Annotated in this window: 10 protein-coding genes; all 10 read right to left on the bottom strand. The window is 35.6% G+C overall.

Going from position 1 to position 12985, the window contains the following annotated elements:
* Window positions 1-64: 64 nt before the first annotated feature.
* Entirely contained in the window at window positions 65-664 is a 600-nt protein-coding gene (locus ACTIEV_RS14905) for a sugar transferase (protein ID WP_439516763.1), read from the bottom strand.
* Complete coding sequence (locus ACTIEV_RS14900) at window positions 657-1916, bottom strand: glycosyltransferase family 4 protein (RefSeq protein ID WP_439516762.1); 1260 nt, start codon at window positions 1914-1916, stop codon at window positions 657-659. The genes ACTIEV_RS14905 and ACTIEV_RS14900 overlap by 8 nt, the downstream gene beginning before the upstream one ends.
* A complete protein-coding gene (locus ACTIEV_RS14895) occupies window positions 1916-3799 on the bottom strand; it encodes an alginate lyase family protein (RefSeq protein WP_439516761.1) in 1884 nt (627 codons plus the stop codon). The genes ACTIEV_RS14900 and ACTIEV_RS14895 overlap by 1 nt, the downstream gene beginning before the upstream one ends.
* A 38-nt stretch (window positions 3800-3837) precedes the next feature.
* Window positions 3838-4929, bottom strand: coding sequence for a non-hydrolyzing UDP-N-acetylglucosamine 2-epimerase (gene wecB, locus ACTIEV_RS14890; RefSeq protein ID WP_439516760.1), 1092 nt, complete (start codon window positions 4927-4929; stop codon window positions 3838-3840).
* Window positions 4930-4934: 5 nt separating this feature from the next.
* On the bottom strand, window positions 4935-7055 hold the full coding sequence (locus ACTIEV_RS14885; protein ID WP_439516759.1) for a bi-domain-containing oxidoreductase: 2121 nt from the start codon (window positions 7053-7055) through the stop codon (window positions 4935-4937).
* A gap of 33 nt (window positions 7056-7088) precedes the next feature.
* Window positions 7089-8987 carry an asparagine synthase (glutamine-hydrolyzing) gene (gene asnB / locus ACTIEV_RS14880; protein WP_439516758.1) on the bottom strand — a complete coding sequence of 633 codons (1899 nt, stop codon included), beginning with the start codon at window positions 8985-8987 and terminating at the stop codon, window positions 7089-7091.
* An 18-nt stretch (window positions 8988-9005) separates the two neighbouring features.
* A complete protein-coding gene (locus tag ACTIEV_RS14875) occupies window positions 9006-9842 on the bottom strand; it encodes an FkbM family methyltransferase (RefSeq protein WP_439516757.1) in 837 nt (278 codons plus the stop codon).
* A gap of 12 nt (window positions 9843-9854) precedes the next feature.
* Complete coding sequence (locus ACTIEV_RS14870) at window positions 9855-10991, bottom strand: glycosyltransferase (RefSeq protein ID WP_439516756.1); 1137 nt, start codon at window positions 10989-10991, stop codon at window positions 9855-9857.
* 31 nt (window positions 10992-11022) lie between these two features.
* Window positions 11023-11940, bottom strand: a complete 918-nt coding sequence (locus tag ACTIEV_RS14865; protein WP_439516755.1) for a glycosyltransferase family 2 protein — start codon at window positions 11938-11940, stop codon at window positions 11023-11025.
* Between the two features lie 29 nt (window positions 11941-11969).
* A partial coding sequence (locus ACTIEV_RS14860) for a hypothetical protein (RefSeq protein WP_439516754.1) occupies window positions 11970-12985 on the bottom strand: 1016 nt, incomplete at its 5' end.

The raw sequence follows: 12985 nt of genomic DNA, 5'->3' as shown, positions 1-12985 counted from the left end.
TTGATAAACTTTCCAATGCACTACAAATCACTTTTGCATGCCCACTTGCACCATACAATAACATCTAAATCAAATTTCCTTTAAAGGGTTCAGCTGTTACATGATCCTTCATGTTTACTTCAGTTGTATGAAACAGCTTTAATAAAGTCAAATACAATATTTTACAATCTAGCAAAAAAGATTGGTTCTCTACATACCAAATATCTAACTCAAATTTTTCATTCCAAGAAATAGCATTACGCCCATTTACTTGCGCCCACCCTGTAATACCCGGTGATACATTATGGCGCTTGGATTGTCGTTCATTGTATAAAGATAAATACTCTGGTAATAAAGGCCTAGGTCCTACTAAACTCATGCTTCCCATGAATACATTTATCAATTGAGGCAACTCGTCTAATGATGTTTTTCGAATGAATTTACCCAACCTAGTTAGACGCGCATAATCTGGCAATAAAATACCATTATCATCTTTTTTCCTTGACATCGTCCTAAACTTAATCAAAGTAAAGATATTCGCATTTTTACCAGGTCGCTTTTGTGTAAAGAAGGGATTCTCGAATCCAAAATGTATAAATAATATAATAGTCAGCAATATAATCACAGGGAATGTCAATATTAAAATCATGAGTGCAAATGAAAAGTCAAGGACTCGTTTAATCATTTGATACATTTATGTGGTCTATATTTTGAAGGAAATTAATAAATCTTTTAGCCAAAACTGTTCTGTCAAAGTTATTGATTGCATAATCATAACCATTTACTCCTTGACCAAAAACACGATCTGGATTTTTTTGATAAAGAAGCGCTTTTGCTGCAAAGTCATTTGCATTTTCAGGTTCAACATAGATCCCAGCATCTGCTTCTTCAACAAGAGCACGAGACACACCATCAATTGCCATGAAAATTGGCTTTTTACAACTCATGTAGTCAAAGGTCTTATTTGAGTATACAGTTTTGAATGCATCGGCTTTTTTTAAAACAGAAGCCCCCATATCAGAAGCTAGAATATATTTAAAAACTTCGGCTTTAGGTACGGGATCAAAGAATATCACATTTTCAAGTCCCATTTGATTAGCTTTTAGCTTTAATCGGTTTTTCTCCATCCCATCACCGATTAACCAGAAAACTATATTTTTATCACGAAGAATATCAGCTGTTTCAAGAATCTGGTCTAAATAATTGGCAACACCATGGGCACCAACGTAGGTAATTACAAATGAATCTTTACTAACATTTTGTTTATTCCTGAACGCTATAGCATCAAATTCTTTGCTCACTTTATTGACTAATTCAAAATCTCCAGCGTTGGGTATTAAAATAATCTTTTTCTCTGGAACGCCTTTCTTGATCAATGCATCTTTAAACGCTGGAGTTAATACATTAATAAGATGGGCTTTTTTGTAAATAAAAGATTCAAACCAATAGGCCATTTTGATAATTAAATTACTCTTAACAACACCTGTATCAATGGCCGACTCTGGCCATAAATCTCGTACTTCAAAAACGAATGGCACTCTTTTTAGCTTAGACAATAAATACGCAGTAATTCCTACAAATAAAGGAGGAGAAGTTACTATGATCACATCATACTTTTCTCTTGCGTAAAAGATTCCAGCATACAAACTACTAAAGACAAATGAGAAATAACCCCATAATCTACCTATAAAACTAGTATTATAAGACTCACTTACATGCGATCTGACGACCCTTATATTTCCTTCAGGATACCTGTCCACAAATACATATTTCCCCTTATACCTTTCAGATTTAACGCCTGTTGTGTAATGAACCATCCCTGCCAAAACTGTGACCTCATGACCATCTAGAGCCCACATTCTAGACATTTCATTCCACCTTGATCCACCACCATCATTTTGTTCAAGAAAGTATTGATGAATTAATAGTATCCGCATTATTGATTTATAAATGAAATGGTTGTTCTAAGCTGTTTAGTATTCGTTGAAAAGACGATTTGTTCGGATGATTCTTTAAGACCATAAAGAGGACTATGCCAAGCTTTTGTTTCCTTTTTGCTTAAAGAGGTATCATAAGCTACATCAGGTACAAAAGTCAAACAATTCTTATTCTCTGGCATTGTATGCCATATTTGTTGGATAGTATGATTCGTATTGGAGTAAATAAAATCTTCTATAATCCATACGCTACGGTTCTTTTGTTTCTTAACAATACGCCGATGTCTACAATCTTTATCTAAATGTCGAAATGCACTAATTGTTGCATCAATTATGTAATAAGACTCATTCTCGTCAAGTTTAATATCTTCGACCTGAGTCCAATAAAACCAAACAAAACGACCTCCCTTCAACATTTGATCATGATTACCGAGCATTACCGTATTGTGTGACTGTGTTCCGATGAAATACCTTACCATTTCCTTATCAGGATCATTGTATTTATATGAGCCTCCATCTATAAGTATATTTTTACCTTCCTCCCATATATCAAGATGCAAGTTATCTGCTTGAGAAGGTCTATCCTTATGTGATCCCGCTCTCAAAAATGTTAGCCCTTTACTATCACGAATCAAATAATATCCCCCTTTATCAAAACTTACCAGTCCTGATTGTTGCTTAACTGGATGAAGACATCGAGTTTTAAATCTACTATTTCCGAGTAGCCATTTTGTATCTTCAATCCATGCACCATTTGGATATAAATGCATTCCCGTCAACACATAATGAAGTGCATTCAACTGTGGTCGAAAATCTCTATAATTACAACTATTCAAAGGGAAGAACAATGCCCCGTCATTTGCTCCATAATTGGGTAGATAACCATTTTCTAAACTTTGGCACTGATATAAGAAATTCACTGAACAATGTGCACGCTCATATACAATATTGTCAAAAGACTCATTATTCAACTCTGCGAGTATTATCGCCTTAGTTAATAATTGAATTACTACTCTATGATAATTCATGCTGAATTGAAGGAAAGTGCCATCAGGATAAATTTGATAGGAAACTTCCTGCTCAAACCATTTTTTACCCTTCTTTTTCCATTCGCCATTTTTATCCATCCAAGGAAATAATAAGCCAACTATATATAAAGTTAGGGTTTCTGTGATTGCATGATTATTTCGTACTGCTATCCTGGAAAAATTGATGTGTCCTCGAACATGACACATTTGCTGATAAATAGAGTTTAAAAAATTTTGCCACAATTTTTCATCGATCACCCCTTTATCAGAATAATAGTAAATGGCGAATATCCAATTCAATACCCTAATGGATATTTCCTGACTACACTTCCAGTTAGGACCCTGATTAACAGGATTGGCATCTATCCATTCAGAAATTTGCGATAGAATAAATTCTCTGTGCTCGCTTCCATTAATCTCTTCATCTCTTATCAAAGAATATAAAAAACTGAATCTGGATTTTTCCCAAACAAACTTAATATCACCTGATTGATCATTGTAATCATTGATCTTGCTCCAATGTAAATTTGATGGATATGTATACCCATTGAGTGGATTCGTAATCCAGTTATAATTACCCCCAAGTGAAAACTCTTGTGAATTAAAGAAGAGAAAGACCCCGTCTTTAATCTTTGACGCAGATTCTGAGATTTTTCGCTTCTCTTCATCAGTTAGCAATGAATCTATTTGATTACCGCTGCGATTGTCGAAAAAGTATTCTTTCTTTTGTTCAAGCCATTGTGAGTAACTAATAAATACCTTGGTCTTTATAGTTTTAGGGAAAACCAATACATACCATCCAACTTTAGTTTTGATCAAATGCAATAACCGATAACACACATATCTCAACCCCATGTTGGCGGTTATTTGCAGTAGCATGGAGAACCTGCGCATCAAGCGTATAGATTATTTAAAATATCAATAATTCGAGTGGAAGTTTGTCCATCCCAGAGTTCAGGTATATTCCCTTTTTTCCAATTACCAGAAAATAACATATTCATATATGGAGCCAATGCAGCGGGGTTTATGCCGATTAACTCGTTCGTACCAACCGTCACAGTCTCAGGACGTTCCGTGCTATCCCTTAGAGTAATACATGGAACACCCAGAACAGTAGTCTCTTCTGTAATACCTCCACTATCCGTAATAACACATTTTGCCCTTTCGACGAGATAATTAAATTCTAAATAACTAAGTGGTTCAACGAAACTCATTTTCGGACTCTTAAAACCAATTTCAGTTAATTTTTTTGCTGTCCGTGGATGAACTGGGAATACAATATTGAGGCCTCTGGATTGTTTTACAATTTCCTCTAGCAATTCTTTTAGTTTGTATTCTCCATCAACATTAGCAGGCCTGTGCAAAGTCAGAACTATATAGTTTTTCTCTTCCAATCCAATATGATTCCATATCTCCGGTTTAATAAATCTAGATTTTTGCTTCATAAGTGTATCGATCATCGTATTTCCTACAAAAAAAATTCTTTCGCCATCTATTCCCTGTTTAATCAGATTCTCACTTGCTTTACGGGAGGTTGTAAAGAAGTAATCTGATAAAGAATCAGTCACAATACGATTAATTTCCTCGGGCATTGTCATATCTCCACTTCTTATACCCGCTTCTACGTGAGCAACCTTAGTATTGAGCTTTTTAGCTACGATTGTACATGCCATTGTAGAAGTTACATCTCCTACAACCACGACCAAATCTGCAGGATTATCTAGCAATTCTCGCTCGAATTTTACCATAATATTAGCTGTTTGCTCAGCCTGTGTTCCACCTCCACATTCCAGATTTACATCAGGAGAAGGTATTCCTAATTGCTGAAAAAAACTGTCGCTCATATTTTTATCATAATGCTGTCCTGTATGCACAAGTCTGTATGATATATTTTCACCTGCTTTGCCACTGTTAGTGACTGCATCAATTATGGGTGCTATTTTGATGAAGTTTGGACGAGCCCCAGCTATTATTGTTATTTTCATATCGCTTAAATAAAAACTCTTGTTTTGGTTTGTAAACTTTCTATCGCAGCAAAACTCGCACTACTACTATTCTCTAGTTCCTTAATAGGAATAAGCTGTCCTGTTCCTTTCTTGACAGCTTCAATGAGTTGCTGAAATTGATACGAATGCCCTTTATCGAGACTGGTTCGTAGTCGATTAAATCCCTTAAAACCAAAGCCAGTAAGGGATTTAAAATTGTCAATCAATAATGTTCTGTTATCCTGATAAATTTCTACTCGCTCCTTGGCATATGCCTTGCTACCGTTCGAGAAATAATTAATCACCCCTTGAGAACCATCCGAAAACTTTAGCGTGATGATAGCATTATCAGTGTTGTCTTCGTAATGAACACCCAAAGAACTCATATGTACTTCTGTAACCAAGGCCCCTGTTAGATAGATCATTAAATCTATAAAATGACATGCTTCCCCAATAATACGCCCTCCTCCAATTTTCATATTGTGCACCCAGACATCAGCAGGAATAAAGCCAGCATTCATAGTGGCTATAATATTCATAGGTGAAACAGATTTACTTACCAATTCCTTAGCTTTTCTTGATACTGGAGCAAAACGTCTGTTAAAACCGACATTCAAACTAACACTATCATTCATTTCATGATAACTATTAATAATAGAAGACAACTCTTCCTTATTTAACGCAAGCGGTTTTTCCACAAATACGTGCTTCCCTGCCCTTAGCACTTCAGTTGTCATCTTAGCATGTAAATCATGCCTAGTAGTTATTATCACAAGATCCACTTCATCATCTAATAATATCTGCTGGTAATCGGTGGTACTGAATTCAAATCCATATTTATTAGCTAAAGATTTAGCTGTAAGGCCGCCTGCACTTGAAATGTATTTATAATGTGCTCCTGAGTTTTTCAAGGCAGGGAGTAGGGTCATTTTGGTAAAATTTCCTGAGCCAATAATTCCAATGACACCTTTAGAAGGTTTGTTAGATACCGGTTTTACCTGTACAGTTACTTCCATTTTGATATCGGCTACCGGATATTCAAGTATAGAAGCAATAGAACTACCGCCTAAGTTATTATAAATAGAAAGGTAATCTTGTAAAGCTACCCGTTCTGTAATTAGGGGAGTAACCTTCAACTGCCCTTTGGAAATAGCATTTAATATAGTCTGAAAATTTCTATTTTCTGTCCATCTTACATACCCAACAGGGTAATCTATCCCCCTTTGCTCATAGTCATCATCATATCTGCCGGGCCCGTATGAACATGATACCTGAAAACTCAACTCTTTCTTGAAAAAATCCGCCCGCTGGATATCAAGACCTATTACTCCCACCAAAATGATACGTCCCTTCTTCCTACTCATCTGTGCTGCTTGGCTAATTACATCATTACTTTTGGTAGAAGCTGTTATAATGACTGCATCAGCTCCAATGTTTTCAGTAAGTGATTCTACTATCCTAACCACATCCGAACCTGAAGCCTCGTATGCTTGTATTCCTTTTTCGTTTGCGATTGCTACCTTTTTTGAATCAAAATCAAAACCAATAACGTTACAGCCATTTGCTAAAAGTAATTCTCCAGTAATCAACCCAATAAGACCCAGACCAATCACAACTACAGTTTCGCCAATAGATGGATCAGCCAGACGTATCCCTTGCAATCCGATAGCACCAATTACAGTAAAAGTCGCCTCCTCATAACTTACATTATCAGGAATTTTCACCACCAGATTTCGAGGTACGCAAACAATTTCCGCATGGCCCCCATTACTGGCTACCCTATCTCCGATTGATAAACCTACTACATCTGGTCCAACTGCTATTACTTCACCAGCATTGCAATAACCTAAAGGAAGCGGTTCATCAAGTTTGTTGAAAACAGCTTGGAGGGTTGGTAATAATCCCTCAGTTTTAATTTTGTCCAATACTTGTTTTACTTTTTCTGGCTGTTGCCGGGCTTTAGCAATCAAATTGCTCTTACCAAATTCAACAAGCATTTTTTCTGTTCCTAAACTGACAAGACTGCGGTGTGTCTTAATTAAGACATGTCCTTTTTTTACTAGAGGAACTGGGATTTCTTCCAATAGTGTATTACCATTTTTTATATCTTGTATAATTTGCTTCATGGATGAATAGGACTTTAATCTTTATTTATCATATTATTCTCTATTATCAACAAACTGAGTCATCCAGCTTTCAATAGCCAATAAACCCCATATAATATAGGATGCATCAACTTTTCCCGCTTGATTATCTTTAATTAATTTTTGTACAGCATTGTAATTGAAAAGTCCTCGTTTCCTTATTTGAATCTCCGATAGTTTCTCATCAATTGTTTTCTTGAGATCTTCAGTTATCCATTTCCTAACTGGAGCACCGAAACCCGTTTTGGGACGATATATCACATCTTTAGGTAAATATCTTTCAGCAACCTTCTTTAAAATATATTTGGTTTCATTATCTCTCAATTTAAGCGAAGGTGGTATTTTGATAGCGAATTCAACCAATTCCTTATCCAAATATGGAACTCGGGCTTCTACACCAACTGCCATAGATAATTTATCCGTATAATTAAGATTATGGTCTACTAAAAAACTTTTCATCTCCCAATACAACATCTTATTTAACAAGCTACTCTCTTTCGGGATATCCTTATTCAAAGCTATTAGAAAAGATAAAGGAGAATAACCTGAAAGTTGTTGTTGAAATTGTTCCGTAAACAATGACTTCATAACATCTTCATCAAGCCAGCTAAAATAACCTGCCAATCTCTCTTCAGAATTTTTATCTAGGTACTGTGTTATTTTCCGTATTCTTCGAAAAAGAGTTTTATCTACAGGTAAAATGTTTGCAAAGCCTTTTATCAGCTTTCCAATAAATAACGGAATACATTTAAAGTAAGTCTCATACTTTAAGGCTTGATGTCGTCTATATCCTGAAAAAAGATCATCCCCAGCTGCACCTCCAATCAAGACCTTAATACCACAATTACGAGCGAAACTGCTTATGTTAAAAACATTCAAAGGGGCTGCATCTGCTTGCGGCTCATCCAAATGCCATATCATTTTGTCAAAATCCTGGACAATATCTACTTCTGCCCTTACAACATGAAGATCAACATTTAGATGTTTTGCTACTATTTTAGCATAATGTAAGTCGTCTGCAAAACCTTCATTTCTGCTCAAATCAGAAGTGTCAATCGTAAAGCAAGGTAATATCATAGAGGGATAAAGCTTTCTAGCCATTGCAACCAGCAAACTTGAATCCAGTCCTCCCGATAAAAAGAACCCGACAGGTACGTCTGAAAGCATTTGTCTTTCTACAGCTTTCAAAAGTTTCTTTTCCAACTCATCTACCAACTCATCTTCTGATTGATCAGAATAAATTCCATTAAAATCAAGTTGATAATACTTAACAGGATTGACTGAAATTTTTTTTCCAACGTCAATTCTCAAATAATGCCCAGGTAAAAGTTTTGTGACGTTTTTAAATGGCGTTAGTGTTCCAGGTGACCATAGGTAAGTAAGATAATTTGCTAAAGCTTCAGCACTTAAAGTAGTAGATATATCAAAATCCAGAAACGTTTTTATTTCTGAAGAAAACATCAATTTATCTCTATCATCAAAATAGATGTATAGAGGTTTGACACCGAACTGATCTCTGGCAATAAAAAGCTCTCTTTTTTGTCTATCATATATTGCCATTGCAAAAATGCCATTGAGCATATTCAAGCAATGTTCACCAAAATGAATATAAGACATAAGAACGGTTTCAGTATCGCCAGTAGATCTGAAAGACGCCCCTGTGCCAATTCTTTTTCGGATGTCCTGATGATTATAGATCTCGCCGTTGAATACAATTACGTACTGCCCATCTTCTGAAAACATAGGTTGGTTTGCCTGATCTGACAAATCTTGTATTGCGAGTCGAGTGTGTACCAAAAAAAGTTCGTCTTCACAAAAACTTCCATTAGAATCAGGACCGCGATGCGAAATACTTAATTTAACTTTATCTATTTGTGGATCATTAATCCCAACGCCTCCTGCTATTCCACACATAATATTTGTAAATAAATTTTATAAATGTATCACGCCTAGTTTCTTTAACTTTCTAAGAGCGGCTTCATTTGTACACACTGCTAACATATCATGATCAGATTCTAATATATCTGATCTTTTCTCTATAGCGGCTAATCCAGTTGATCTTAATGAGAAGAAATTACTATATCCAACAGATCGAAGAAGTTTCAACACGTCATCTGCATCATAACCAAATTTCTGCAAACGGATGTCCTGATCTCTAATTTCAAGAATTAAGATAGGCTGTGTTTGCTTCAAAAACATTTTGCCGCCCTCGAGTACTTGCATCTCAGCCCCTTCCACATCCATTTTGAGTAAATCCGTTTTAAAAACCTGATTCGTTTCTGCCCAAGCGTCAAGCGTGGTCATCGGATATGTACGTGATTGCCCACCGCCCCATTCACTATACAACGAGGAGGATGAAGGATTTTCAAAATTTTCAAACATCTCTACTTCTCCAATGGTGGTGCCTAAAAGACTTTGATATAAAGTCACATTGTTTAACCCGTAATCAGATATCATGACTTTGAGATGATCAACAGCAACTTGCCTAGGTTCAAATGCGAACACTCGTCCTTGTTTACCTACAGCCACACTCGCCAAAGCCATCATATGTCCTTCTTCCGCACCAATATCCATAAACTGATCACCTTTCTCAAGAGCGGTAGATATTATATAACTAGGAGATGACTTAAGCGGGAGAAATTGAGACCTATAAAGGGTTCTTCCAAAATGATTTCGCATTAGTCCATATAGCCTCTTTATTGCTAAGGGAAGCCGACTTTTCAATACGAAGTCATTTAAACGATGCTCGAGATTAATTATTTTACTCATGATTTATTTTAGTTAGGCTTTATTAATAATTGTCTTGAAAACTTCTTTTTGACTTTCCCAAGTATACTGTTCTCGTATACGAAGGCAATTGCTTCGATATAAATCCAATGAACTCATTATATGCTTTATCGCTACATAAATCTCATTGGGATTATTCCCATTCTCCTGACAAACTATCCCGCAATTGTATTTAGTAACGATATTTGCCATAGTCGGATTTGCCCCACTTATTATTGGAATTCCCCTTAACAAGGCATTGTAAAAACGGTTGGGCGCACAAAGCCAATGATTGAGATCCAAATTTTCATAGAATACCAAACTAGCTATTGATTGGTCCATATATTCTAAAAACATATCGGGGTTAACCCATCCTGTTATAAATACTTTCTGTTTGTAATTCGGCCATCTTTTCTCAATTTCCACTTTTGTTTCTTCATTACAGGGTCCAAGAATAAGCAATTTAATATCATCAAAAAAATGGATAGCTTGAATAGACTCCATTACTTTACGGTGGTGTGCTGCTATCCCTTGAAATAATACATAACGAGATCCATTGAGCCAAGATTTAAAATCAGGATTGATTCTATTTGCTGAAGCCTGAATAAATTCATGCTCAGGAAAATTTTCAATAATCCGAAATTTAGCAGATATTTTTTTAGGTACGTATTGTTTCAGAAGGTCTGCTCGTTCATGATTTGCATGGATAATTATATCAGGAATTCCTAACAATGTGTGATACAAAGCTTTGGTAAAAAACTTTTCTGGACCTAACTCATGTTGATCCCAAACAATTTTTTTTTTTTGAAAAAGAAGACGAGAGAACCATCCATACAAAAGGAGCGGTGCCATATCATGATCATGAACCCAAAGAACGTCCCACTTTTTAGTTATAAAAATAAAAAACAATCTAAGATGCATTTCTATCGCTTTCACAATAAGAAAGCGTTTTTTTGGCAAATACTTACGTGTAAATAATGATATACTCTGAAAGTCAATACCATAAGAGGTCTTTCCTTTCTCAGCATTATTTGATGGTTCTGCAACAATGATCTCTACTTCACAACCTAACATCTGCAGCTCAATGGCTTCTTTGCGCTGACGTTCGTCATAAGCTAATCCATACCCTCCGATAAAACATAAAATTTTCATGAAGATCTTGTCTTGGTTATTACCTATACAATTATTTGTTCTTGATTACTATATATACAGACCTTAATATTGACTTGATAGTCTGGCTACAAAAATATGGGATACGCAATATAAGCGGTGCAGTTAATTGAGCAAAATGCCATCGATGCTTAATGTTATTGATAGATTTAAATTCAAATAAAGAAGGAAGAATATCACGAAAACGTTGTGAACTATTCATTGAATTAAACAGACCTGTACTTTTTGTATCACAGTAAAGGGGAATATTCTTAACAACGAACGATCTATATCCAGCTTTAACAGCACGATAAGAAAACTCCCCATCCCCATGATAATGCGGCAACTTTTCCTTGGCAATATTGCCAATATTTCTAATGATTTTTACTGGATATAAAGTTCCATGACCAAACTGAAATTCTATAGGAATCACATCAGGAACCGTCGTATCTGAAACTAGTTTACCTGAATGAGGGCGCGATGTAAGCGCTAGGGGCCAGCAGCGCATATTTGAGCCTGGGCCGTGAATTCTGCCTTCAGATACTGGCAGCCCTGCCAATACTGAATCTGGCCATTGTGTTTGTGCCTTTATGAAACGTTCCAGCATATCGCTTTCAAAGTCTACATCATCGTTCATGAATAAGATGGAATCGTAATCAGATGGGTTACAGTAATCTAATACATAATTAACTGCCCTAAACATACATCCACCCCACCACTCGTTCCCCTCTGTTCTTAATACTGTCACCTTATCCGAACCATTACCTATCTGAATTAATTTTTCATAAGTTCCGTCGTTAGACATATCATCAACAATGATAAGTTTAAAATTATCATAAGACTGCCGCATAAGCCTTTGAACGAATGGTATAGATGTTTTGATTCTATTATAAACAGCTACTGCAATAAATATTTTAGGCAGCTTACCAGCTACCTCCGATACATTATTCATAAAAGAAATAAAAATGATAAATTAGATGACTATAACTTTATAACATAGTATGAGAATATCAGGAAAACTAATATTCCCAACATACTCGGCCAAACTACCCAACGCTGTTTTTTATACTTCTCATAACCTATGACACCATAGATAGCAGCGAAAGGTACTATATATGTAATATGCCTGAATGTAAACGATCCAAAAACATAACCGCCAAAACAAATAAGAAACATTGCCAGCAAGGGTAACATTAATCCTGATCTCCATGTATTTTTCAAGCCAATAAAAATAAAAGGAATAAAAACAAACTGATAAATAGTACCAAAGGAAAGGAAATTCCAGTCGATATTATTGGGATATATTATTGGCAATGGAGTGATAAAAGAATAAAACAGAGAACCGAAATAATTTAAGGGTACTGGAAGATTGAACAAAATTAATGAAAGCCCCCCTTCTCCCGCACGGTCTAAACCTTCCGAAAGTGCAGATTGCGAAGAATCGAGCTTCCCTATCAAATCAATAAATAATGGAAGATCATAACGGAGTAAAAAATTATATACCCCAAAAAGACATGTTAATGCAAAAAGAATTTGCAAATTTGAGACCTTCCTGATTGAAAACATCTTTACCGAAACTGCTACAAAAAACACAATACCAATATTGATCGCATTGGTTAACCGAAATTCAACTATAATCAGAACAAGTGGTATAAATAATAATATCAAAAAAAGACTTCTAAAGAAAGACTTACTTTTTATAAGACTGATCGAAAAATGAACTGATACGAGCATGATAAAAGCTATCGGAATATCTCGAAGAGACTGAACTCCAACAAAAATCATAATTGGAAATAATCCGGTAACTATAGCACTATTAAAAGCCTGCTTGGGCGTTAATAAGATCTTTTTAGCTATGGAATAAGTTACAACAGAACAACCGCCAAGCAAAGCAGCATTGAACAGTCTAGCTATCATTGGATGATAACCGTCTAATAAATCTGATAGCCTCATTAAAAGGCTAATAAGATATATATATCCCTTTGAATTATGATAAA

Source organism: Sediminibacterium sp., from assembly GCF_051861365.1.
Taxonomy (GTDB): Bacteria; Bacteroidota; Bacteroidia; order Chitinophagales; family Chitinophagaceae; genus Sediminibacterium.
The sequence above is the reverse complement of the archived record's forward strand: the minus strand, read 5'-3'. Positions and strand labels throughout refer to the sequence as shown.